Origin of the sequence: Chryseobacterium sp. T16E-39 (assembly GCF_002216065.1) — a bacterium.
Lineage (GTDB): Bacteria > Bacteroidota > Bacteroidia > Flavobacteriales > Weeksellaceae > Chryseobacterium.
This window is the reverse complement of record NZ_CP022282.1, coordinates 1,095,376-1,119,163: the sequence shown is the minus strand read 5'-3', so window position 1 is coordinate 1,119,163 and position 23,788 is coordinate 1,095,376. Positions and strand designations below refer to the sequence as shown.

Sequence of the window (23,788 nt, the reverse complement as noted above, 5' to 3'; positions counted from 1 at the left end):
AAAGTTCGGGCTTTCCGAGCTTTTATTTTTGTCTAAAAAGTAAAACCTACAATAAAAAATTAATTTATCTTTGTAGTTATGGATTATAAACAGCTAATTATTCGGGGAATATCATACAGTCAGACACAATCAGGGGCATATGCTTTGTTATTGGAACATGAAGAAACACACATAAAACTACCCGTTGTTATAGGAAATTTCGAGGCACAATCCATTTCTCTTGGTCTTGAGAAAGATATTCATCCACCTCGTCCTCTTACCCATGATTTATTTACAAAATTTATAGTTTCGGCAAATTATGAATTGGTTTCAATCATTATTTATCAGATTGTAGATGGCGTTTTCTTTTCTAATATTAACTTTAAAAATAAAATAACAGAAGAAGAGCTGATTCTGGATGCCAGAACCTCCGATGCTGTTGCAATGGCAGTGCGATTTGATGCACCTATTTTTACGACTCAGCAAGTCTTAAATGAAGCAGGAATTCTTTTAGAATTAGAAGATGTTTCCAAAGAAGAACAATCATTCTCTGAAACAGTTCAATCAGAAGATAATTTAAGATCTCTTTCCATGGAAGAGCTTCAAAAATTATTAGAAGATGCTGTAAAAGAAGAAGATTATGATACAGCTTTGGAGATTCAGGAAGAAATTAAGAGAAGAAAAAAGAAAATTGACTAAAAGAGTTTTTATAATTAAAATATGAATTTAAAATTACGACTTACCATCCTCAGCTTTCTTCAGTTTTTTGTTTGGGGAGCATGGCTGATTACGATGGCTAATTTTTGGTTCGGTACAAAACATTGGGATGGCACTCAGTTTGGCGCTGTTTTCGGAACAATGGGGATAGCCTCTATCTTTATGCCTACCATAACTGGAATTATTGCTGACCGTTGGGTAAATGCGGAACGTATTTTTTCAGCTTTACAAATTCTTTATGGAATTGTTTTATTTATCTTACCGCACACTGGTGATCCTAACTCTTTCTTTTATGTAATGCTTGCTGCAATGTGTTTCTACATGCCAACCATTGCTCTTGCTAATTCTATTTCGTATACTATACTAAAGAATAGTAATTTAGATGTTGTAAAGGACTTTCCACCAATACGTGTTTGGGGAACAATAGGATTTATTGTAGCAATGTGGATCACTAACCTTACAGGGAATAAAGCGACTGAAGGTCAATTTTATATTGGTGGAGTTGTAGCGATTCTTCTCGGAATCTATGCACTGACTTTACCAAAATGTCCACCACAAAAATTAATTGATAAAAGTGCACCTTTGTCGGAACAGCTTGGTTTGAATGCATTTAAGCTTTTCGGTAACTATAAAACGGCACTATTTTTCTTATTTTCTATGCTGTTAGGTGCTGCTTTACAGCTCACAAATGCATACGGGGATGTTTTCTTAAGTGAATTTGCTCACTTCCCAAAATATGCAGATTCTTTCGTTGTACAGAGATCTACGATCATTATGTCAATTTCTCAGGTTTCAGAAACCTTATTTATCCTTGCAATTCCATTCTTTTTAAAGAAGTTCGGAATTAAAAAGGTAATGTTGATGTCTATGTTGGCTTGGGTATTAAGGTTTGGATTTTTTGCCTATGGTGTTCCGGATGGATATGGATTAGCTCTCATTGTTCTTTCCTGCATCGTATACGGAATGGCTTTCGACTTCTTTAATATTTCAGGTTCTCTTTTTGTAGAAACAACAACAGATAAAAAGATTCGTTCTTCTGCACAAGGATTATTTATGATGATGACGAATGGCTTTGGAGCTGTTTTTGGAAGCTATATGGCGGGATGGGCTATTGATAAGTTCTTTACACGGAAATTTACGAATGTAGGAGATCTTTCTTCTTATTTGCAAACAACACCTGATAATCAGACATTTTTGGAAATTCTAAAAAAATCTTTTAATGCAGCCGTTAATGCTGATGGAACATTATCCTCCGTTGTTATGGTAAAAGATTGGCAAAATATATGGTTGTCATTTGCAGCTTATGCACTGGTACTTGCAATATTTTTTGCTATTTTATTTAAACATAAACATGATCCTAAAGAAGTTGCTAATGTAAATCATTAAATTTATGTAGCTTATTATCAATACATTAAAATGCACTTTATTTATAAAGTGCATTTTTTATTTAAAACAACTTTTTGTTATTTCTTTCATGTTGATATTTATTGTTAATTATTGAATCAGAAGATTTTATTCCTGTTTTTGTCAATGATGTTAAGTTAAACAATAAATACGGATTACAAATCGGAATTAAACTAGTTTGTGTTAGTTTTTAACTATTCAAATAAAATGAAATTCTATTATTAAATAATGAAATTTTATGCAAAATTTTTATGGTTCTGACTGTTTAAATTTGAAAAGTTTGTTTTTAAAGTACACTGAATCGAAGTGTGTTTTTTTTTGTATTTTGGTGCTTTAAGAAAAATGAAAAATATACAGTTCATCGGAGTACTCTTGGTTGTGGTGGGAAGCTTTTTACCACTGGTTCATGTTCCTATTATAGGAAACTGGAATTACTGGAAATTGGATCATTATTTAGCCATTATATGTTGGATTCTTTCGGCCTGTGCTTTATTTGCAGTGATTAATAACCTGCCGAAAATGGTGCGTGTTTTAGCTGTTTTAATGATTATATTATTCATCTTCACTCTGATAGCTGTTAAACTTCAGTCTTTGGATTATTTCAGTTTTCTGCCTTTTAAATCCTGGAGGGAAACCTTTGCGGGTATCGTAAAGCTAAAATGGGGTTGGATTATTGAGTTTTTGGGAGCTTTTTTATTATTGATAATAAAAACACAACAAAAATATGAAGCATCTTAACATTGTATTACTCGTATTGTTATGTCTGAGCTTTTCTCAGGTAAAATCTCAACAAAACATGTTTTTAACATCGGATAAACCTGCAAAATGCCAAAATATAAAAACTGGAAAATTTGTAAGGATTGACGCTCCTATTGATGAATGGGTTATGGTTGTACAGGACAATGTTCAAACTGAATATTATAACAATGGTAAGGATTATGTAAAATCACGCCTTGACTTTGTGGATGATTGCAGCTACAAGGTAACTATAATTGCTAAGTCCAATGAGGATTATCCGGTGAAGTTAGGTGAAGTTATGGTAAACAGGATATTGGAAACCGATCGTAACTTTATAAAGTTGACCTCAGAATACAATAATAAAACCTCCGAATTTATACTGAGTAAGGTAGTAGAAGAACCTCAGTAAATATTTATTAATAAAATGGAACCCTAAGGTTACAAATATCATATAAAAAAAATAAATCATACACATGAAAGAAGTATTCATCGTTTCCGCAGTAAGAACACCAATGGGTAGTTTTATGGGAAGTTTATCAGCTGTTCCGGCTACAAAGCTAGGGACCGTTGCAGTAAAAGGAGCATTGGACAAAATTGGTCTTGATCCAAAATTGGTTCAGGAGATCTACATGGGGAACGTTTTACAGGCTGGGGAAGGACAGGCACCTGCTCGCCAGGTAGCATTGGGAGCTGGGCTTTCTATTGAAACTCCATCTACTACAGTAAACAAAGTTTGTGCTTCAGGAATGAAAGCTGTAACCATGGCAGCACAAGCAATTAAAGCAGGCGATGTAGATGTAATCGTTGCTGGCGGAATGGAAAATATGTCTTCAGTTCCACACTATTATAATGCAAGACTGGCTACAAAATTAGGTGATGTCAAAATGCTTGACGGAATGGTTCTGGACGGTCTTACAGACGTTTATAATAAGGTTCATATGGGTGTTTGTGCAGAGAAATGTGCAACCGACTATTCTATTTCAAGAGAAGATCAGGATCAGTTCGCTATCGAATCATATAAAAGATCAGCTAAGGCATGGAGTGAAGGTAAATTCAATGATGAGGTGGTATCAGTTGAGATCCCTCAGAGAAAAGGAGATCCTATAATTTTTGCTGAAGACGAAGAATATAAAGCTGTTAATTTTGATAGACTTCCAACGCTTCCAACAGTATTTAAAAAAGAGGCGGGAACTGTTACAGCAGCTAATGCTTCGACTTTAAATGATGGAGCTTCTGCCCTGATTCTTGTTTCTAAAGAAAAAATGGAAGAATTGGGTCTTAAGCCTCTGGCTAAAATAGTTTCTTATGCTGATGCTGCACAGGAGCCTGAAAACTTCACAACTGCACCAGCTAAAGCGTTACCTATTGCACTAAAAAAAGCAGGTTTGGAACTTTCTGATATCGATTTCTTTGAATTTAATGAAGCGTTTTCTGTTGTAGGTTTAGCAAATAACAAAATTCTAGGATTAGATGCTTCTAAAGTAAACGTAAACGGAGGTGCTGTAGCATTAGGACATCCACTAGGAAGTTCAGGTTCAAGAATAATTGTTACTTTGATTAATGTTTTAAAACAAAACAATGCTAAATACGGTGCTGCTGCAATCTGTAATGGAGGTGGTGGTGCTTCTGCTATTGTTATTGAAAATATCTAATATTTAAAATAAGATTTTGAATATATTAAAATGGAGCCATAAAGGCTCCATTTTTTATTAATATTATTCCTTTAGATGAGTGATAGAACTAATGAAATAGGTTTATATTTGACATTTATAAGTATCTTTAAAATACATTTACGACGATCAGATGTTCGATTATTTTATTAACTATTTAAAAGACAAGATTACTCTTTCTAATGATGAGATCGAGTTAATAAAAAGTGTAGCAATATTAAAAAGGCTACGTAAACACCAGTATTTATTGCAGGAAGGTGATGTATGGAAATTTAATGCTTTTATAAGTAGCGGGTTGGTCAAAACGTTTTCCATCGATACCAAAGGGCAGGAGCATATTATGAACTTTTCACCGGAAAACTACTGGACTGGTGACAGAGAGAGCCTTACCACAGGAAACCCCTCAGAATTTAATATCATTGCCCTAGAGAATTCAGAAGTTATTCTTATTAAAAAAGAAGATTTCAGTATACTTTGCAGTACAATACCTCAATTCAATGATATGGTAAATGAAATATTACACAGAAGTTTCCTTTTCTCACAAAAGAGAATACATGCCAATATCAGTTTATCCGCAGAAGAAAAATACCAGGATTTTATCAAAAAGAATCCACATATTATCAATCGGATCCCTCAGCATATGATCGCATCATATCTTGGAGTTTCTCCTGAAACACTTAGTCGTATCAGAACACAGGCCTCCAAAAAATAAAACTGTTGATAATTATCAACGTTTTTTTCCTTTAAATGTCAATGAAAAACGACAGTTTTCGAGGGTAATTTTGCTTTACTATTTAAATAAAAATTTAAAGTTATGAGCAAAACAATTTTCATTACCGGAACAAGCACCGGATTCGGAAAATTAATGACAATTACCTTATCAAGAGCTGGGCATACGGTGGTTGCAGGTATGCGTGGAACAAAAGATAAAAATAAAGAAGTTGCTGAAGAGCTTGCAAAGCTGCCTAATGTGAATGTAGTAGAGATCGATGTAACTAATGATAAGTCTGTAAAAGAAGCGTTTGAAGATACGTTCGCAAGACATTCAGGAATTGATGTGTTAATCAATAATGCCGGATTAGCCGGATTTGGATTGGTGGAAGCATATTCTATAGAGCAAATTAAAAGGCTTTTTGAAGTGAATTTCTATGGGGTAATTCGCACTTATCAGGCAGTTCTTCCAGGTATGAGAAAAGCTAAATCAGGGCTGATTATCAATCTTACTTCGGGAGCAAGTGGTCATACACTGCCTTTTATGGGACCTTATCTTGCCTCTAAATTTAGTGTTGAGGCAATCACTGAAGCAATTCAGGATGAACTGTCGCAATTTAATATTGAAAATGTAACTATTCAGCCGGGAGTGTACCCTACGGAAATGAATTCTGGTAGCAAAGCGGGTGTACAGGCTGATAAACCTGAGATTGCCAAAGAATATGATCCTATTGCTTCAGAAATATTCAATAACATAGGAGCTGGATTATTTGGTAAAATGGCAGAGTTTAACATGGATCCACAGGTCATTGCAGATGGAGTATTAGACCTTATTAATATGGAAGAAGGAACCCGTCCTTTACGCTATCCTTTGGATGCAATAGCGCAGGGAACAGATATTGAATTCATAAATACCAGAGCTGAATTAAAAGCAAAATGGGTAGCGAAATATACGGGTTAGACAACCGGTATAGATAGATAAAATAATGAATAGGTTGCTGCGTAGAATAGAATTTACAGAAAATAAAAGCTATTTAAATAATTTATAATCTTTAGCAATATTCTAATTAATAAAAAAAACCGTTGAATATTCAACGGTTTTTCTATTTTTGTGCATCTAATATATTTGAAATGTCCGAAACAGAGAATCAACGACCAAAAAATATAAAGAATAATCCAAAGATTATGAAGGCCTGGGCTGTTTATGACTGGGCCAACTCAGTATACTCTTTGGTTATTACTTCGACTATTTTTCCAATCTACTATTCTATTATTACTACGGCTTACGAGAAGAAAGAATACGTTGTAGAAACAAAACAATGGATAGATGTCCCCGTAAGACATTTAATAAAGATTTTTGGAAAAGAATATCAGCCGGATGCTGTTTATGGGTACTCATTAACGATATCTTTTTTTATAGTGGTTTTACTTTCCCCATTTCTGTCTTCTTTAGCGGATACCATCGGAAATAAAAAATCGTTTTTACAGTTTTTCTGCTATCTGGGGGCTACTTCTTGCATGGGACTGGCCATGTTTACGGGAATGCACAATGTGTTTTTAGGGCTGCTCTTCAGTGTTACGGCAAGCGTTGGATTCTGGGGAAGTTTAGTTTTTTATAATTCATTTTTACCGGATATTGCCACACAGGATAAACAGGATGCTCTTTCTGCAAAAGGATATGTTTATGGATATTTAGGTTCTGTAGTTTTAGTAGTAATCTGCTTAGTTTTAATTAAGGTTTTTGCGAAAGGAGCTGCTCAGCAATTACTATTCACCAGAATCAGTTTCTTGTTAACAGGAGCATGGTGGTTTGGTTTTTCACAATACACTTTTAAACATTTGCCTCAGTTTGGTAATGTAAAAGATAACTTACCTAAAGATTTGGTACTGTTAAATTATAAGAACATCTTTAAAAAACATGAAGAACAAGGAGGCTTTTTTGAAGTTTTTAAAGACAATATGAGCTTTTATAAAGATATTGCAAAAGAAAGTTTCCATGAGCTTTTTAAAGTCGGAAATGAACTTTTCAGAGATAAGAATCTGAAATTTTTCCTGTCAAGTTTCTTTTTCTATAGCGTAGGGATGCAGACTATTTTCTTGATGGCAACATTATTTGGGAAAAGTGAAATCAATCTGGCTCAGGATAAACTGATCGGAACCTTATTGGTTATTCAGATTGAAGCTATTATAGGTGCTGTAATTTTTTCAAGATTATCTAGAAAGATTGGGAACAAAAGTGTGATCTCTATTGCTATTGTTTTATGGATTGTAGCATGTCTTTGGGCTTATTTTTTAAACAAAGAAAATCCTACTGTAGAATATCAGTTCTATGGAGTTGCTGCAGTAGTTGGTTTGGTAATGGGTGGACTTCAGGCAATGTCAAGATCAACATATTCAAAATTATTGCCAGAGGATTCTATGGAAAATACAACCTATTTCAGTTTTTACGATGTGTTGGAGAAAATAGCGATTATCATAGGAACATTTATTTTTGCAACATTAATTGAACATTTTAATAATATGCGTATTGCAGCACTGTCTATGACATTGTTTTTTGGAGTAGGATTGATATTGATTCGATTCTTAAAAGTTAAGATGTTAAAAGACAGGGATACCTTATAAAAATAAAAGAAAATAAAAAAAAGACGTCTTTCTAGACGTCTTTTTTTATTTTTAAAATAGTTGCTAATATTAAGTAATTGTATTGTTTTGAATCGTTTTGTTAACTGGATTAGTTATTTATTGCATTTAAATTAATGGATTAATAGATTTTTTGGTGATTAATCACTTGGTGTTGAATTTTTTTGTTTATTTGTATTACTAAAATAATAACAATGATAAAAAAAATTCTACTTCTTGGTATTTCATTATGCTTTATCTTGAATTTTGCTCAGAATTTAAGACCAGTTGCTCAAAAAATATCACAATATCATAATCAAAGTAAGAGCTTTGTAAAATATGATCTTTTTAAAATCAATACATCCTCTCCAAAAATGGAGGAATATAAAAGAGCAGCGACTGATATTACTGCTATGACCATTACTGCTACTGAACTTAGAAAGCTAGTAAAGGATCAGCCTGAATTCATAGAGATGTCATTTCCCTTCGAAGGAAATAAAACGGTAACCGTTGAACTTTATAAAAATGAAATTTTCACTAATAATTTTAGAGTTACAACAAACAAAGGAGAAACGGTGAATTATACTCCTGGAGTATATTATAGAGGAATTGTTAAAGGAGATAATAACTCAATAGTAGCTTTCAGTTTTTTTGATAATGATGTGGTAGGAGTGGCTTCTACAAATGAATTAGGTAATGTTGTACTGGGAAAAGTAAAGAACTCTGAAGATTTTGTTAGCTATTCAGAATCAAAATTAACAGGTGCAAATCCATTTATTTGCGGAGTTGATGAGTTGAAAGAAAACCAGGCACAAAAGATAGCTTTTGATCCCAATACAAATAAGAAAGCTGTGACTGAAAACTGTGTGAGAATTTATTATGAAGTTTGTTATAAACCTTATCAGAATAATGGTTCCAATACAACGACAGTTACTAATTGGCTTACAGCAATTCATAACAATATAGCTACTCTATACAATAATGATGATATAAAAGTGGCTCTCAATGAAATTTTTATATGGACAACTGCTGATCCTTATACAGGATCTCCAAGTGGTAACTTAAATAGTTTTAGAACAAACAGACCTACTTTCAATGGTGATCTGGCTCACCTTGTTAATGCGCCGGCAACCACAAGTATCGCTTTTATAAATTCACTTTGTACAGGATATAAATATGCCTATTCCGGTATTTCTCAAACTTATGAAAGTGTTCCTGTCTATTCATGGACAATCCAGGCAATGACACATGAAATGGGACATAGTTTAGGTTCACCACACACTCATGCTTGTGTGTGGAACGGAAATGGGACGGCAATTGATGGATGCGGAGCTCAGGCGGGATATAGCGAAGGATGTACAGGACCGATTCCTGCAACCACTGTAAAGGGGACGATTATGAGTTATTGCCATTTGGTATCAGGGGTAGGAATTAGCTTTAGTAATGGATTTGGTCCTCAGCCTTCAGCATTAATCAGAAGTACAGTAGATACTAAAGCTTGTTTAGGCACTAATTGTACAACAGCTTGTAACACTACTATTACTGCTATGAATATCTCTAATATTACAACAAATGCAGCGAACGCCACCTTTACTGATACGGCTTCTACTTCCTGGAAGTACAAACTTACCTCAATGGATGGAACCGTTATTACATCAGGAAATACAACAACTCAGAATCTTAATTTTGCAAATCTTCAACCGGCGACATATTATAATCTTTTTGTAGGATCAAGCTGCTCTGCTTCAAATGCTTTCCAAAGATCTCAGATTTTTTTAACGGATGCTAACTGGTGCGGAGGTACCCTGTTTACAGATACGGGAGGAACAACAGGAGAATACGGAAATAACGAAACTATAGTTAAAACTTTTTATCCCAATTCAGGCTCATCTCTAACTATGAATTTTACGGAGTTAGCACTGGAAGAAGATTATGACTATTTATATGTTTATAATGGGCCTTCTACGGCAGCACCTTTATTTTCTAATGGAACCTTAACCGGAAGTACTTTACCTGGAGCATTTACTTCTACCCATTCTACAGGAGCAATTACAGTGAAGTTTGTATCAGATCCCGGAGTTACTGATAATGGTTGGAAAGCAAGCTTTTCCTGCGCGGTTTTAGGGGTAGAAGACGTCAATACAAATAGTAACAGCAGCGTAAATATTTATCCAAATCCAGCGAAAAATATGATTGTTATTTCGGCCAAAGAAAATTTGAAATCATATAAAATGTATGATGAGGCAGGACGATTAGTATTGTCATCTTCATCATTAAAGGGAAATAAACAGGAGGTTAATATTTCATCCATTCAGACAGGAAATTATGTGGTTTCGGTGGAAACTGAAAAACAAACGGTTACAAAGAAATTAGTAAAACAATAATCTATTATTAAAAGCCTGACCAAGTCAGGCTTTTTTCATTTTAATTCCTAACTTCATAAAGTAGAGCAGATAATAATCGCTAAACCTTTACCATTCAAAAAAAATATTGTAATTCGGCCTGGATTTTGCTTATATTCAGCAGAATAATTTTAAATTTGCAAAAAGATTTATTGTCAAAATGACGAACCCTCTATTTTACGCAAAAATAATTCTGTTTGGAGAATATGGGATGATAGAAGATTCCCAGGGGCTTGTTGTACCTTATAGCTTTTACAAAGGAGCTTTAAAATTCTCTGATCTGAATTCTGAATTTGAATTAAAATCAAATCAACACCTACAGAAATATTCCGATTTTCTTGCAGAACTTGATCTTTCAGATGATTTCAAACTTAATATTGAAAGTTTTAAAAAAGATATTTCAAACGGACTTTTCTTTGATTCCAATATTCCACAGGGATATGGAGTAGGAAGTTCCGGAGCATTGGTTGCTGCCGTTTTTGAGCGCTATTCAATGAATAAATTGAACCCTGAAAATATCTCTAAAGACAATCTTAAGAAATTAAAAGCTGTCTTTGGTGAAATGGAAAGCTATTTCCATGGAAAAAGTTCAGGAATGGATCCTTTGATCTGTTATATGAATCTTCCTATCCTTATTGAAAATAAGGAAAATTTGGATAGAGTTTCCATTCCGGATGGTGAAAAAGGAAAAGGAGCAATCTTCCTTATTGACTCTGGAATGACAGGCGAAACAGGACCTATGATTCAGATTTTCTTTGAAAAAATGAAAACAGAAGGGTTTCGTAAAACATTGAAAGAAGAATTTATTCGATATAATAACGCATGTATTGAGTCTTTCCTTAAAAAAGATATGAATCCTTTTTTTAGAAATCTTAAGAAGCTTTCACACTGGGCCTATGAGCATTTTCGTCCAATGATTCCTGAAAGTATTTTTAATATTTGGAAAAAGGGGCTGGATTCTAATGCATATTATCTTAAACTGTGCGGAAGCGGCGGTGGAGGCTATATTTTAGGCTTCACAAAGGACTATGAAAAAGCTGAAAAAATGCTTGACGGTTTTAACAAAGAGGTAATTTACAGATTCTAAATAGGCTGGGAATGAATTCTGAAAAAGAAAGTTTCCAATCAAAAAATTATGTATCAAAATCTTTATTTTATAGATTCTCACAGTTCGTGGGCTTTCTTTTAGGTGCCAGGTTTTTTGTAGCTGTTTTACTTACGTTTGCCCTTTATGTATCTACATTTTTTTTGTTTAATCAAGAGGAAAGCTTTCGGAAGTTTGTATTTGATTTTAAGGTTCACGGGATTATATTCTGTACTGTCTTAACTATTTTAGCGGGTGGTATTATCAATCAATTTTACGATTTTGAAAAGGATCACGTTGTAAAACCATTTAGGACAAGAATACAAAGCTTTATTGCCCAAAAATATTTTCTCTATGCTTATCTGGTATTAAGCGTTATTTCTTTGGGAGTGGCCTGGTTTATTTCACATAATGTCTTTATTTTCTTTCTTATTTATCAGTTTTTTATGTGGTTTTACAGCCATAAGCTCAGTCGTATTTTAATCCTCAATAATCTTACTTTTGTAAGTCTTACACTTTATCCGTTTTTTGGAATGATGGTTTATTATGAAACTTTTTCTAAAAAAGTTCTTTTAATGGCAATCTTTCTTTTTCTTATTCTTTTATGCATTGATATTGTAAAAGATACATTAACAAAGAGTGTAGATAAAGCGTTTGGATACACTACAATCCCTAATTATTTTAAGAATAAAACCACAAAGGTCATTATTGTTTCTTTGCTCGTGATTACAATGGCTGTTTCTATGAAGCTTGTGATGAGAACAGGAATTTCAGGATTTATGGCTTATTACTTTACAGGCGGAATGTTTGTGATGATTATATGCATCTATTTGCTGCTCAATTACTCCAGAAAAAGTATCTTCATTACATTAAATATATTAAGGCTTTGGGTCTTTATTGGAATTATTGCGATGCTTTTAAATGGAATTGAAAGTAAATTATAAAAAATATTTTTTAAAAGACTAAGGTTATTAGTACCTTTGCGAAATTAAATTTAATAAAAAGGAATGCCCATTTTTAACGATACTAAAGTTGCATTTGCAGACAAAACAGATGCACAATTAAGAAAAGCGTACTGGATGTTTAAAATGATTGAACAGCCTGCTTTAACAAGTGTTGGAACTTCTATTCTAAATTTTACGGTTCATAATAATTTCCCTTTTGTTACAGGAATTGTGAAGAATACTTTATTCGAGCAATTCTGTGGCGGTGAAACGAGGGAAGAAAGTATGAAAGTGGTAAAACAACTTTTCAAAAGAGGAGTTGGAAGTATTTTCGACTATTCAATTGAAGGAAAGGAAGATGAAGAAACTTTTGATGCAGTTTGTAAGGAAATTAAAGATATCATAAGGTTTTCAGTAGGAAATCCGGCGATCCCTTTTATCGTTTTTAAACCTACGGCCTTTGGAAGAATTGATCTGTATGAAGCAGTTGGTAAAAATGCAGAATTAACTTCCAGTCAAAAAGAAGAATGGGAAAGAGTTGTAAAAAGATTTGATGAGGTTTGTAAGCTTTGCCATGAGCATGATAAAAAAGTGATGGTAGATGCTGAAGAGACATGGATGCAGGATGCGGCAGATCATCTTTGTGAAGAGATGATGGAAAAGTATAATCAGGAAAAACCTATTGTCTGGAATACGATTCAGATGTATAGGACTGGAAGATTAGAGTATATGGAAGGTCATCTGCAAAGAGCAAGAGATAAGAATTATTTTATAGGGTATAAAATAGTTCGTGGAGCTTATATGGAAAAAGAAAGAGCGAGAGCAGAACAGAAAGGATATGCTGATCCTATACAGCCTACCAAAGAAGCTACGGATAAGAATTATAATGCAGGAATTGATTTTGTAATGAATCATTTGGATAAAGTTTCTGCATTCTTTGGAACACATAATGAAATTTCTTCTGAGTTGGTGATGGATAAAATGAAAGTAAAATCTCTTGAAACGGGTAATCCTCATATCTATTTTGGACAGCTTTACGGGATGAGTGATAATATTACCTTCTATCTGTCAGATAAAGGCTATAACGTGGCTAAATACCTTCCTTATGGACCTGTAAAAGATGTTGTGCCTTATCTTACGAGAAGAGCAAGGGAAAATACTTCTGTAGCCGGACAGACGGGTAGAGAGTTAGGGCTCATAAAGAAAGAGCTGGATAGAAGAAAAAGCAATAGATAAAAAAATAATATTTGTTTTAAAGCCTCACAAATTGTGAGGCTTTTTTCTGATTATTAAAATATAGAATATTGTGTAAATCCAATACGCAGACAGGATGTGATATGGATAATTCATTATTATTTGATTTTTATTGTTAATTGTATTGTATTTTCATATATTTGATTAACACATTAAAAAAATAATAAATGAAAAAAATTTTACTTGTTGCTATTAGTGTAATAGCCAACTTTACCTTAGCACAAACCTACAATAATGGAGGTTTAAGTACTGGAGCTACTTCGAAAAGTGGTGTTGCTGCACCTACTGGATACACATGGTCTGAAGTTCAGAATAATACAGGAAATACTACAGAATCTAATACAAGTTCCGGATATGGAGGAACTTACAGTTCACCTACAACAAGCTATTTTCTTGCGGATGATTTTACAATTCCGGCAGGTGCACAATGGCAGATTACGACGATAGATTTTTTTGCTTATCAAACGGGCTATACAGGGACTTCATCTCCTTTTAACACAGCACGCGTAAATATATTTAGCTCTGATCCTTCTGTATCAGGTGCTGTAAGTGTTTTTGGAAATGACACAACGAACAGGTATACGGCTGGCGTGGACGCCAATATGTATAGAATATTTAATAGTCAGGTTCCAACTTCAACGTCTGCTCCGGGAACAACAAGGAAAATTTGGAAAATTACAGCGAGCACACCTGTCACTTTAAATGCAGGTACCTACTGGATAAAATATCAGTTGCAAAATACTGTTACAGCGAATGCTGGATTCTTACCTTCTGTGACAATACCCGGAAGTAGAGGGCTTGCAAGCTTTAATGCAAAACAAAATAATGCAATAACCGATGCATGGATTCCATTAATTGATGATGGAAACCCAGCTTCAGCTCCAGATTATACAGTGGATATGCCATTTATCATTACATTTACAGCAACAACATTGGGGACAAGCGAAGTAATGCAGTATGATAATAGAATTCAGGTGTATCCGAATCCGGTAAAAGATCAGTTCAAAATTAATAACCCTGAAAAATTAAAAATCAATACCATCGAAATAATTGACATGTCAGGAAAATTGGTGAGAACATTAAAGGGTGCCGAAGAGTATACTGTTTCTGATCTTCCCAAAGGAAGTTATATTCTGAAAATTAAAAGCAATGAAATAACAAAAATGACTAAACTTCTAAAAGAGTAAGTTTAGTATTCTTCTTCAAATATTTTTTAACCTGATCAACAAGTTGGTCAGGTTTTTATGGCTCAAAACTTTCGAATTTTCCATTTTCATAGAACAAAACAATTCTTTTTATCTTATTAGACTGATTTTCAATGACTTGATTTGTTTTTTGATCGTAAGGTTTTTCTAATCGCTGAGAATCGGTTATTTTTTCCTGGGATTGAACTTTGTACGGTACAGGAGATTCTCGGAAGGCCTGTTTTGGAGGGGCAGTTTCAGTTTCTTCCATTCCAAAATCTTCATCATTATTCATCATGGTAAATAAATCAGGAAGTGAGGTTGGTTTCAATGTCTCTTCATCTGTTTCCTGTGCGATTGGTTCGGAAGTTTCAGGTAGAGCGGACTTCAACATTTCACCATCACCATTCACTAACCAGTCCCAAAGGATTTCTGGGAAGTGAGATTTTATTTTAATGATAAACTCTAAAGAAGGTTTGTTTCTTCCTGAGGTAATATGAGAAATAGAAGAACGCTGTACATCAATCTCATCAGCAAATTCAGAAGGAGTGAGTCTCGAATACTCTATAACTTTGGAAATTCTTTCATTTAAACTCATATAATAAGCTTTTAATCACTTTACAAATGTAAAGATAAAGTTTACAAATGCAAAATACAAATGTAAATGATTTTAAAGTTATTAAGTATACAAAAGTAAATTACATATTTTACTGATAAACAACTATTTATAATGTTGATAAAATTTACGATTGCTTTTTTGTCAACAATGTATCCTCAAATTCCAATTTTTGATAAACCACTTAAAGTAATAGATTAGATAAATGACTTATTGATTAAATTCTTCATCAGTAATTCAGCCAAACATCGTGATACGGGTATTTGTGTAATTATTTACTGAATTTAGAGTAGTTAAAGAGTGGGAGATAGTCTAAGAAGCTGATTATATAGATAAACGACATATATGATGCTTAAAAATGGAAATGTTAAAGGTCTGTAAGTCTAATAACAGACCTTTATAGCGAATATCGGTAAACATCTATATTACTCTGGTATGGAGCTCAGTTACATCAATAGTTTTATGATCAATTTTAAAGAAATTCATGATGTAAATTGAAAAATAATCCACAATTCACATTTGTATAAATTCAATTAATGTTGTGTTATCCCCATTTTATTTGTTTAAAAGAATTACACTCAATTGTTGATAAATAAGGCATTTTACACTTAAAGTAAGGTTAATTAAGCGTCTTATATAAACGATGTAAATTATTGATTATTAATTATTTAAATAAATAGATTTGAATTATTAGCAATCCACAATTTTATCCACAGACAAAATGGCAATTTACATTGTTTAATCAGGTTACAAATGTTAATTTCTTTTTCTGTCTAAAAATGGTTATTTTTGACTCATGTAAACTATTATTCAGATGAACTTTGAACATATCTATCATCAAAATCCCAATTTCCCTAATCGTTATATTTCCCCTGAAAAATTATTTTCTTACCTACAAGCGAATCTCAGCGATTACATTCAGGAGATTGGAAAATCGTATCTAGATAAACCTATTTATAAACTAAGCGTTGGAACTGGCGATATTAAGATACTTGCATGGTCGCAAATGCATGGAAATGAATCAAACGCTACCCATGCCATGTTGGACTTGTTGATAAGTTTAGATAAAGCTCCGGAGATCAAAGAAAATTTGTTGAGTCGTATTAAGCTTGATTTTATCTTTATGTTAAATCCTGATGGTTCTGAAAGATGGACAAGGTTGAATGCTGCGGATATTGATCTTAATAGGGATTTCCATAATGAGGCTAGTAAAGAGATTAAATTTCTTAAAGATATAGTGTCTGAAAATAAATACGACTATGCGCTGAACTTGCATGAACAGAGAACCATTTTTACTACAGATGGAATTCATCCTGCTACGCTTTCCTTTTTAGCGCCTTCTGAAAATGAAGAACGGACAGTAACCTACAACAGGAAAAAGTGCATGGCAGTTATTGCCAGTATTTACAATCACCTGAAAGAGCTTATTCCTAACCAGATCGGAAGGTACTCAGATGAGTTTTATCCAACTTCTACCGGTGATAATTTCATCAAGGGAGGAATGCCTACAATTTTGTTTGAAGGAGGACATTTTATAGACGACTATACCAGAAAGGGAACGAGAAAATATTATACCATAGCATTATATTATGCTTTAGAAGCGATCAGTGAGTTAAATTCTGATATAGCTGGTTGGGAAACCTATCTGGATATTCCTGAAAATAAAGAAACGCATTATGATATAGTTTACAGAAATGTTAAACTAAATACGGATCACCTTTGTATTTTAGATATTGCTGTTCAGTACAGAGAGATCAAGGAAGAGGGGAAAGATGATCTATCTTTCATTCCTTTTGTTATGGAAGTAGGTGATGTTAAAAAAAGAAAAGGATGGCTGGAAATAGACTGCACAGGAAAGAAATTTGTTGGTCCCACCAAGTATCCGAAATTGGATGAAAAAGTAAACTTTAGTATTGAAGATTAAAAAAGCGGAACAATTTGTTCCGCTTTTTTATCATTTTACGTATAGAGTTATTCTATAAATTAGTTTACTACTTTGATTCCATTTGCTACGAATCTCACTTCTTCTTTTGGTGTTGTAATTGCATCGATCTCTGATTGAGGTTTTTTAGCATCCTCAGCATAATGTTTCTGCTCATCAATAGAAATAACTTTTCTCTCAGCACTTCCTTCCAGGACAACATTTTTTCCTTTTAAAGCAGTAGGAACAAAGAAAGCATAGTCCTTCATTTTTACAAAGAATTGAGAATTATCTTCAGTCTGAATAGTTAGCCAGCATCCTTTCTTTTCACAAACATCAGTGACTTTTCCTTTTATGGCTACATTCTCAAGTTTTTTATTTTCTTTTTTAAGCTTCTTTCCCAATTTTTCAACAGTAATGGCTTTTGATTCTACAGATGAGCCTACTCCTGATCCATATGTGTCACCTACAAGAGCGTTTCCGGCTGGTGGAGAAAACTTTTTTTGCGAAGTCTCCTGTGCAAATGCTAAAGTAGAAGCACTGATAGCAATCGTAAATAATATAGCTTTGAATTTCATTTTTAATATTTTTTTCAAAAATAACAATAAAAATTGAATTAATAAGTGGGATATGATTGATAAAAAGTAATCGTATGACTAAATTTTACACAAAATTCAAAATCAAAAACATATTTGTTTATATTTGGGAACTCTAAACAACTATGCAGAAAAAATTAAAACTTTGGGACGCCATTATGTTAGTAATGGGTTCTATGATTGGTAGTGGAATCTTTATTGTAAGTGCAGATATGATGCGGAATCTTGGTTCCGGGTATTGGCTGATTATTGTATGGGTAATTACTGGAATAATGACTGTAGCAGCAGCTATAAGCTATGGGGAGCTTTCAGCATTGTTTCCTAAAGCAGGAGGTCAGTATACCTATCTTAAGGAAATCTTTGGAAAGAAGATGGGATTCTTGTATGGATGGGGTCTTTTTACAGTAATCCAGACAGGAACTATTGCTGCTGTAGCCATGGCTTTTGGTAAGTTTACAGCGTATCTTATCCCAGCACTTAACGACGCGGAAGCTATTTTTCAAAGTGGCGAGTTTAAAATTACATGGATTCAGATATTAGCCATAGCGATTATTGTTTTACTAACGTATATCAATACCAGAGGAGTCGAAAGTGGAAAAATATTACAGAATATTTTTACAGGTTCTAAAATCATTGCAATAGTAGGATTGATTGCTGCAGGCTTTATTTTAATAGATGTATCACATCTTTCCGAAAATTTTAACTTTGGCTATGATTCTTTTAATAATCTTAAAAAAGATTTACAGGGGAACTTTCTTAAACAAGGATGGGAATCTATCGGGGGAATGACTTTATTAGGGGGTATTGCTGCAGCTATGGTGGGTTCTGTTTTTAGTTCTGTAGCTTGGGAAAGTGTTACTTTCGTATCCGGTGAAATCGAAAATCCGAAGAAAAATGTTGTTAAATCAATGATCTATGGTACTTCGGCGGTCATGATTTTATACATAGCAGTAAATTATGTGTATCTCAATGCCCTCGACAGAGACTCTATTGCTTTTGCAGCAAACGACAGAGTAGCAGTTGCTGCCTCCCATAATATTTTTGGAAGTGCGGGAACAATCATTATTGCTTTGCTGGTTATGATTTCTACTTTCGGATGTAATAACGGATTAATTTTAGCCGGAGCAAGGGTTTTTCAAACAATGGCAAAAGATGGAATGTTCTTCCAGTCAGCTGAAAAAAATAATAAAAATGAAGTTCCGGGAAATGCACTCTGGATGCAGGGAGTTTGGGCTTCATTATTATGTCTGAGTGGCCAATATGGAAACCTGCTGGATATGATCTCTTTTGTGATTGTTCTCTTTTATATGATTACTGTTTTTGGAGTGATCTACTTAAGGGGCAAACAACCTAATCTTGAAAGACCTTATAAAACATGGTTATATCCAATTACACCTATTATTTACCTGTTAATAGGAACAGGATTTTGTGTTTTATTGTTAATCTATAAACAGCAATATACGTGGCCTGGATTTGTGATGGTTTTATTGGGACTTCCGGTTTATTATTTTATTAATAGAAATCAAAAGGCGAATGATTGATGTGCACCGATAGGGTGTTGAATAATTTTTTTCGTTATTAAGTTTGATAAGAGAAAAAAAATTAATGAAATATATTAACGGCTTCCAAATTATTTGGAAGCCGTTAACTTTTAAATAATATTTTAATGAGGCATAACCTATTATTTACTGAAAATGTTTAAATTGGTATTTTGTTTTATGCGAATGAAATGATAAAGTAAAAACAGAAAAGTTGATATATGGACACACCAAATTACAGAATGCCTTTTGTTCCATCAACACTAATGTCCGAAGGAGGAAGTATAGATACCTGCGACATGGGGGAGAGTATCGCCCATAACATTATGCTGCTGATAACAACCAAAAAAGGAGAAAACAGATATGATGAAAATTACGGAAATGATGTTTGGAATCTTGAATTCGATAACGGGGTTACAAGTGCTGTTTGGGAGAATATTTTTATTAAAAGTCTCAAAAGACAAATATTAGAATATGAACCAAGAATTGTTCAACCTCAGATTGACGCTCATGTACAAATCGTAGAGCATAATTATGACACCAAAGAACATACGGAGATCAAGAAAAAAGTACGGATTGCCATTAATGCCAAAATGGAGGCTACCGGTGATCGATTCAGTTTTTCTACAGAATTATTTCTGAGCCCTATGTCTATTGATTAAGTATTTATTGTAATTGAAATTTATGAATTTAGATCAGAACATATATTCAAAAGAATCCGTAAAAGCAAGAATGCTCCAAAATGCTACTAAAGTCTGGGGATTAAAAAGTCCTCAGTCCCTGGATCCATTTGTAAAATTACTGATAGACGCATTCAGTACTGAGATTTTTAAAGCTAATAACGAGATACAAACGGTCAATGCCCGTATTCTGGAGAAGCTGGCAAAACTGTTGACTCCCTCTATTTATACCCATCCTATACCTTCACATGCTATCGCATTTACTCAGCCTTCTGAATCTTCTGAGGTATTGCTTGAGCATACAGAGTTTTTCTTTAGAAAGCAGATGACCTCTACGGTGAAATCGGAATCAGATAAACAAGTGAATATTCCTTTTACGCCTATAGGAAATGTAAGAATTAATAAAGTTCAGACTTCTATCATGTTTGTTGGAAATACTTGTTATAGTATTGATGACAGACTGAATAAAATTCCTATTGCAAGATTTCAGGGAAAACCGGAAGATTATCGGAAAGTAACGATTGGAGTAAATGTATCCAGCTATATAAGTGAGAATTTTCCTAAATATCTTAGTATTTTTTGTTCGAACCCTGCGTTTGAACATCTTGACTTTGTCTATAAGCTTTTACCTTATCTAACCGTTACCAGTGATGGAAATCCTTTGTTTATAAGAGAAGGTTTATCCTATCTCAAAAATGCACAGGCGGAAGGATATGAACAGATGTTTCGGGAACAGTCTATCCGTACCAAAACTATAGAAGATATTAAAAGCATCTACCATCACAAGTTTATTGAAATAACGGGATTATCGGATCGACTATTTTCAGAAGAAGGGAAACTTCCCCAAAATCTGGACTTTCTTGAAGATAGAGAAGAAATTAGAAAATACATTGAAGGAAAGAAATATTTGTGGCTGACTTTTGAATTTCCACCACAGTTTTCGGCAGAGATTCTGGATAATTTTTCCTTTGTATTTAATGCTTTTCCAATCTACAACAGAGGCTGGAAGAAAACGGAATACAGCCTGGATATTATGGGAAATAATATTCCCTTAGTAACGGATGAAGGAGAGCATTTCTTATATGTAGATGAGGTTCAGGATGGAGAAGGAAGAAGATATACCGAAATTCCTTTTACACCGACTGATAACCTCAAAAAAGGCCTTTATACGGTAAGAAAAGGAGGAATGGAGCGTTTTACCAACAGAAATGCAGTAGATATGATCGCAAATGTCCTGGAATTAACCAGAGATGAAATTGCTGCTTTTTCACTTCTCAACAGAGATAATGTAAAAGGAGTGTTGAGTGAAATGTCTGATAAAATGAAATCAATGGTTCAAAAGGTAAATAATGCCAAAAGAAGTATTAAACAAGAGCTGAACTATGTTATTATGGAGCCTGTTGAAAAAACTGATCATACGTATGCTTCTTTCTGGATTACCCACTGTACTTTAGCCAACCATATGCGTCCGGGAACGGAACTTTCAAATCAATTGAAATCACAGTCTATGGTTCTTCTTACAGAGACTATAGGTGGTGCAGAAGAGCAAAAAGGAACAGACAGTATTCAGGCTTATAAATATGCATTGACAACACGGGATAAAATCATTTCCCTGGAGGATGTTAAAAATTATTGCAGAATGATCCTTAAAGATGAATTAAAGGAAGTGAGAGTGAAAAGAGGGACTATGATCAGCAATAAACCTAAAGAAGGTTTTGTGCGTACTGTAGAGATTGAAATTATTCCTCAGAACTATTCTTTTTACGGACGAGTGTATTGGGAGAATATGTCCAATATGCTTCGAAATCAAATCATTTCTAAAGCGATCGACGGTATAGAATATATCGTAAATATAAGCAACGAAGATGTTGATTTCTTTGAAAACTAAATAAAGTTCCGGAAAACAATCAGTTTTCCGGAATTTTTATTTTAGATGGAATGTTATAAAACTTTATTCATAAGAATAACCTCTCTACTGTCAAGCAATGGGACAATCTGCTCCAAAACTAATTTTTTAAAATATTCGGAATTACGATGTATTTCTACGGCATCTTCGTTGATGTACCCTTCAAATAAAATCAAAAGGTTTTCATCTGGCTGGCTCTGATGAAGTTTATAAAATAAGTTACCTTCTTCCTGAGAGCTTTTCTGGGCAACCTCTTTCATAATATTCAATACAGTAGGTAAATTTCCTTCTTTTACTTTCCATTTGGCATATACATACACTTCTTTCTGACTCATTTTTTGGATTTAAATATTAAACTATGCTTTTTTAGATTCTAAAATTGCCACTATTTTTTCACCAACACCTTTTGCAGAGGCCGGATTCTGTCCAGTGACAAGGTTTTCATCAACAAGGCTATTAGCAGACCAAGGCTCAGCTGCATGAAAAATGGCTCCTTGTTCAGTTAAAGCAATCTGAAGATCAAAAGGAACATCCTCCCGGGCGTAATTATCTTCTTCTTCAGTTGTAAATGAAGTTATATTTTTGCCATGTACCAAATAACTTCCATCACTTAATTTTACATTAAGAAGGGATACGGGACCATGACATACAGCTCCGATCACACCATTTCTTTCATATACTTCAGCGATCAACTTCTTAAGAAGGGGAGCTTCTGGCATATCTACCATGGGAGCTAAGCCTCCTGGAATAAAAACAGCATCATATTCATCACTGTTTACATCAGATAATTGAACTCCTTTTTGCATATCCGACCATCCGGTTCCGGTGAGGAATTTTAGATTATCAGGATCATTGGCTAAGTTTAAAGCATCCAGATAGGGTGTTTCGCCTGTTAAGCTTGCAAAATCTATCTGATAATCTGCTTTTGAAAATTCTTCATAAGGATGCGCTACTTCTGATAAAAAAGTTCCGGTTCTTCTGTTTCCTGATCCTATTGAGCTAGCATTGGATACAATGATTAATATTTTTGGTTTCATAACTTAAATTATTTGTTAAAAGATATTTACTGGTTCTAAACATGTTTAATTTCTGTAACAAATGTATGACGAACGGGTAGTCAATGAGAAGGATTGAAGTCACAAAAAAAGTGTGATTGAAATCACACTTAAAGTTTATTGCTGTTGCTATAGAGCCTGCTTAATGTTTCTCTGCTTACTCCAAGATATTCCGCAACATATTTCTTAGGGATATCGAGGATGAGATCAGGATATAATCTGGAAAACTCTTCATACCGCTGTTGTGGAGTACTGGACAGTAAAAGTGTGATTCTTTGTTGTAGAGCTATATATCCATTGGTTAGTTTTACTCTGAAAAAATGTTCCATTTTATGAAACTCGGCAGCCAATTTTTCCCTTCCTTCAAGTGTGAGGCATACTACTTCACCGTCTTTTAAACATTCCACAAACATTGTTGCATTTTTTTGTTTAAAGAATCCTATATAATCGGTCATCCACCAGTTCTTTTTTGCAAACTGTACAATATGTTCTTTTCCATTTTCATCAATATAAAAAACCTTGTAGATTCCGTCTAAAACTAAGAATTCAAATTTCACTTCATCACTTTCATGAATCAGAAATTGATTTTTGCGTACATTTTTCACCGTGAAAAATGTTTTGATATACTCAAACTCCTTATCACTAACGGGTATTATTTCTTCAATATGTTCTCGTAATCTTTGCATGGTATGGGTTGTTATTAAGGCAATGTAAATTTAAACTTTAAAAAAATAGAAAAATTGGTTTTTTGGAGTTCATTAATCTAACAT

Annotated in this window: 22 protein-coding genes; 17 read left to right on the top strand and 5 right to left on the bottom strand. The window is 33.7% G+C overall.

The window, feature by feature from the left end; all coding sequences use genetic code 11:
- The first annotated feature begins 78 nt into the window (after positions 1–78).
- The 13 genes from CEY12_RS04900 (at position 79) to CEY12_RS04840 (ending at position 14,709) form a co-directional block, all read left to right on the top strand.
- Positions 79–678, top strand: coding sequence for a bifunctional nuclease family protein (locus tag CEY12_RS04900; RefSeq protein ID WP_089026626.1), 600 nt, complete (start codon positions 79–81; stop codon positions 676–678).
- 21 nt (positions 679–699) lie between these two features.
- Positions 700–2,082 carry a nucleoside permease gene (locus CEY12_RS04895; protein WP_089026625.1) on the top strand — a complete coding sequence of 461 codons (1,383 nt, stop codon included), beginning with the start codon at positions 700–702 and terminating at the stop codon, positions 2,080–2,082.
- A gap of 360 nt (positions 2,083–2,442) precedes the next feature.
- The gene (locus CEY12_RS04890) at positions 2,443–2,838 is read left to right on the top strand and encodes a hypothetical protein (protein WP_089026624.1); all 396 of its coding nucleotides are present in this window, start codon (positions 2,443–2,445) and stop codon (positions 2,836–2,838) included.
- Positions 2,825–3,247, top strand: a complete 423-nt coding sequence (locus CEY12_RS04885) for a hypothetical protein (protein ID WP_089026623.1) — start codon at positions 2,825–2,827, stop codon at positions 3,245–3,247. Before CEY12_RS04890 ends, CEY12_RS04885 begins: the two co-directional genes overlap by 14 nt.
- A gap of 64 nt (positions 3,248–3,311) precedes the next feature.
- A complete protein-coding gene (locus CEY12_RS04880; protein ID WP_089026622.1) occupies positions 3,312–4,490 on the top strand; it encodes an acetyl-CoA C-acyltransferase in 1,179 nt (392 codons plus the stop codon).
- A gap of 151 nt (positions 4,491–4,641) precedes the next feature.
- Positions 4,642–5,220: a Crp/Fnr family transcriptional regulator gene (locus tag CEY12_RS04875; RefSeq protein WP_089026621.1), complete on the top strand. Its 579-nt coding sequence runs from the start codon at positions 4,642–4,644 to the stop codon at positions 5,218–5,220.
- Between the two features lie 102 nt (positions 5,221–5,322).
- A complete protein-coding gene (locus tag CEY12_RS04870) occupies positions 5,323–6,180 on the top strand; it encodes an SDR family oxidoreductase (RefSeq protein WP_089026620.1) in 858 nt (285 codons plus the stop codon).
- Between the two features lie 170 nt (positions 6,181–6,350).
- A complete protein-coding gene (locus CEY12_RS04865) occupies positions 6,351–7,841 on the top strand; it encodes an MFS transporter (RefSeq protein WP_089026619.1) in 1,491 nt (496 codons plus the stop codon).
- 212 nt (positions 7,842–8,053) lie between these two features.
- A complete protein-coding gene (locus CEY12_RS04860; RefSeq protein ID WP_089026618.1) occupies positions 8,054–10,222 on the top strand; it encodes a T9SS type A sorting domain-containing protein in 2,169 nt (722 codons plus the stop codon).
- Between the two features lie 178 nt (positions 10,223–10,400).
- A complete protein-coding gene (locus CEY12_RS04855) occupies positions 10,401–11,327 on the top strand; it encodes a mevalonate kinase (RefSeq protein ID WP_089026617.1) in 927 nt (308 codons plus the stop codon).
- Between the two features lie 11 nt (positions 11,328–11,338).
- Positions 11,339–12,268: a UbiA family prenyltransferase gene (locus CEY12_RS04850; protein ID WP_089026616.1), complete on the top strand. Its 930-nt coding sequence runs from the start codon at positions 11,339–11,341 to the stop codon at positions 12,266–12,268.
- Between the two features lie 63 nt (positions 12,269–12,331).
- The gene (locus tag CEY12_RS04845; RefSeq protein WP_089026615.1) at positions 12,332–13,504 is read left to right on the top strand and encodes a proline dehydrogenase family protein; all 1,173 of its coding nucleotides are present in this window, start codon (positions 12,332–12,334) and stop codon (positions 13,502–13,504) included.
- Positions 13,505–13,689: 185 nt separating this feature from the next.
- Positions 13,690–14,709 carry a T9SS type A sorting domain-containing protein gene (locus tag CEY12_RS04840; RefSeq protein WP_089026614.1) on the top strand — a complete coding sequence of 340 codons (1,020 nt, stop codon included), beginning with the start codon at positions 13,690–13,692 and terminating at the stop codon, positions 14,707–14,709.
- Positions 14,710–14,764: 55 nt separating this feature from the next.
- Here CEY12_RS04840 and CEY12_RS04835 read toward each other — a convergent pair whose 3' ends face one another.
- Positions 14,765–15,304, bottom strand: a complete 540-nt coding sequence (locus CEY12_RS04835) for a helix-turn-helix transcriptional regulator (RefSeq protein WP_089026613.1) — start codon at positions 15,302–15,304, stop codon at positions 14,765–14,767.
- Between the two features lie 832 nt (positions 15,305–16,136).
- Here CEY12_RS04835 and CEY12_RS04830 point away from each other — a divergent pair.
- Positions 16,137–17,246: a M14 family zinc carboxypeptidase gene (locus CEY12_RS04830; protein ID WP_089026612.1), complete on the top strand. Its 1,110-nt coding sequence runs from the start codon at positions 16,137–16,139 to the stop codon at positions 17,244–17,246.
- Between the two features lie 59 nt (positions 17,247–17,305).
- On the opposite strand, the gene CEY12_RS04825 is transcribed toward CEY12_RS04830, so the two are convergent.
- Positions 17,306–17,821: a DUF4920 domain-containing protein gene (locus tag CEY12_RS04825; protein WP_089026611.1), complete on the bottom strand. Its 516-nt coding sequence runs from the start codon at positions 17,819–17,821 to the stop codon at positions 17,306–17,308.
- 143 nt (positions 17,822–17,964) lie between these two features.
- On the opposite strand from CEY12_RS04825, the gene CEY12_RS04820 reads away from it, so the two are divergent.
- The 3 genes from CEY12_RS04820 to CEY12_RS04810 all read left to right on the top strand — a co-directional run bounded on the left by CEY12_RS04820 (position 17,965) and on the right by CEY12_RS04810 (position 21,945).
- The gene (locus CEY12_RS04820) at positions 17,965–19,380 is read left to right on the top strand and encodes an APC family permease (RefSeq protein WP_089026610.1); all 1,416 of its coding nucleotides are present in this window, start codon (positions 17,965–17,967) and stop codon (positions 19,378–19,380) included.
- A 218-nt stretch (positions 19,381–19,598) separates the two neighbouring features.
- The gene (locus CEY12_RS04815) at positions 19,599–20,039 is read left to right on the top strand and encodes a GPW/gp25 family protein (RefSeq protein ID WP_089026609.1); all 441 of its coding nucleotides are present in this window, start codon (positions 19,599–19,601) and stop codon (positions 20,037–20,039) included.
- A 22-nt stretch (positions 20,040–20,061) separates the two neighbouring features.
- Complete coding sequence (locus CEY12_RS04810; RefSeq protein ID WP_089026608.1) at positions 20,062–21,945, top strand: type VI secretion system baseplate subunit TssF; 1,884 nt, start codon at positions 20,062–20,064, stop codon at positions 21,943–21,945.
- Between the two features lie 53 nt (positions 21,946–21,998).
- Here CEY12_RS04810 and CEY12_RS04805 read toward each other — a convergent pair whose 3' ends face one another.
- The 3 genes from CEY12_RS04805 to CEY12_RS04795 all read right to left on the bottom strand — a co-directional run bounded on the left by CEY12_RS04805 (position 21,999) and on the right by CEY12_RS04795 (position 23,704).
- Positions 21,999–22,298 carry a putative quinol monooxygenase gene (locus CEY12_RS04805; protein ID WP_089026607.1) on the bottom strand — a complete coding sequence of 100 codons (300 nt, stop codon included), beginning with the start codon at positions 22,296–22,298 and terminating at the stop codon, positions 21,999–22,001.
- A 21-nt stretch (positions 22,299–22,319) separates the two neighbouring features.
- Positions 22,320–23,000 carry a type 1 glutamine amidotransferase domain-containing protein gene (locus tag CEY12_RS04800; protein ID WP_089026606.1) on the bottom strand — a complete coding sequence of 227 codons (681 nt, stop codon included), beginning with the start codon at positions 22,998–23,000 and terminating at the stop codon, positions 22,320–22,322.
- Between the two features lie 128 nt (positions 23,001–23,128).
- The gene (locus CEY12_RS04795) at positions 23,129–23,704 is read right to left on the bottom strand and encodes a Crp/Fnr family transcriptional regulator (protein ID WP_089026605.1); all 576 of its coding nucleotides are present in this window, start codon (positions 23,702–23,704) and stop codon (positions 23,129–23,131) included.
- Between the last annotated feature and the right edge of the window lie 84 nt (positions 23,705–23,788).

Bases quoted from the DNA above. Each gene is read 5' to 3' on its own strand.
- CEY12_RS04900 (WP_089026626.1), top strand. From the start codon at position 79: ATGGATTATAAACAGCTAATTATTCGGGGAATATCATACAGTCAGACA.
- CEY12_RS04895 (WP_089026625.1), top strand. From the start codon at position 700: ATGAATTTAAAATTACGACTTACCATCCTCAGCTTTCTTCAGTTTTTT.
- CEY12_RS04890 (WP_089026624.1), top strand. From the start codon at position 2,443: ATGAAAAATATACAGTTCATCGGAGTACTCTTGGTTGTGGTGGGAAGC.
- CEY12_RS04885 (WP_089026623.1), top strand. From the start codon at position 2,825: ATGAAGCATCTTAACATTGTATTACTCGTATTGTTATGTCTGAGCTTT.
- CEY12_RS04880 (WP_089026622.1), top strand. From the start codon at position 3,312: ATGAAAGAAGTATTCATCGTTTCCGCAGTAAGAACACCAATGGGTAGT.
- CEY12_RS04875 (WP_089026621.1), top strand. From the start codon at position 4,642: ATGTTCGATTATTTTATTAACTATTTAAAAGACAAGATTACTCTTTCT.
- CEY12_RS04870 (WP_089026620.1), top strand. From the start codon at position 5,323: ATGAGCAAAACAATTTTCATTACCGGAACAAGCACCGGATTCGGAAAA.
- CEY12_RS04865 (WP_089026619.1), top strand. From the start codon at position 6,351: ATGTCCGAAACAGAGAATCAACGACCAAAAAATATAAAGAATAATCCA.
- CEY12_RS04860 (WP_089026618.1), top strand. From the start codon at position 8,054: ATGATAAAAAAAATTCTACTTCTTGGTATTTCATTATGCTTTATCTTG.
- CEY12_RS04855 (WP_089026617.1), top strand. From the start codon at position 10,401: ATGACGAACCCTCTATTTTACGCAAAAATAATTCTGTTTGGAGAATAT.
- CEY12_RS04850 (WP_089026616.1), top strand. From the start codon at position 11,339: ATGAATTCTGAAAAAGAAAGTTTCCAATCAAAAAATTATGTATCAAAA.
- CEY12_RS04845 (WP_089026615.1), top strand. From the start codon at position 12,332: ATGCCCATTTTTAACGATACTAAAGTTGCATTTGCAGACAAAACAGAT.
- CEY12_RS04840 (WP_089026614.1), top strand. From the start codon at position 13,690: ATGAAAAAAATTTTACTTGTTGCTATTAGTGTAATAGCCAACTTTACC.
- CEY12_RS04835 (WP_089026613.1), bottom strand. From the start codon at position 15,304: ATGAGTTTAAATGAAAGAATTTCCAAAGTTATAGAGTATTCGAGACTC.
- CEY12_RS04830 (WP_089026612.1), top strand. From the start codon at position 16,137: ATGAACTTTGAACATATCTATCATCAAAATCCCAATTTCCCTAATCGT.
- CEY12_RS04825 (WP_089026611.1), bottom strand. From the start codon at position 17,821: ATGAAATTCAAAGCTATATTATTTACGATTGCTATCAGTGCTTCTACT.
- CEY12_RS04820 (WP_089026610.1), top strand. From the start codon at position 17,965: ATGCAGAAAAAATTAAAACTTTGGGACGCCATTATGTTAGTAATGGGT.
- CEY12_RS04815 (WP_089026609.1), top strand. From the start codon at position 19,599: ATGGACACACCAAATTACAGAATGCCTTTTGTTCCATCAACACTAATG.
- CEY12_RS04810 (WP_089026608.1), top strand. From the start codon at position 20,062: ATGAATTTAGATCAGAACATATATTCAAAAGAATCCGTAAAAGCAAGA.
- CEY12_RS04805 (WP_089026607.1), bottom strand. From the start codon at position 22,298: ATGAGTCAGAAAGAAGTGTATGTATATGCCAAATGGAAAGTAAAAGAA.
- CEY12_RS04800 (WP_089026606.1), bottom strand. From the start codon at position 23,000: ATGAAACCAAAAATATTAATCATTGTATCCAATGCTAGCTCAATAGGA.
- CEY12_RS04795 (WP_089026605.1), bottom strand. From the start codon at position 23,704: ATGCAAAGATTACGAGAACATATTGAAGAAATAATACCCGTTAGTGAT.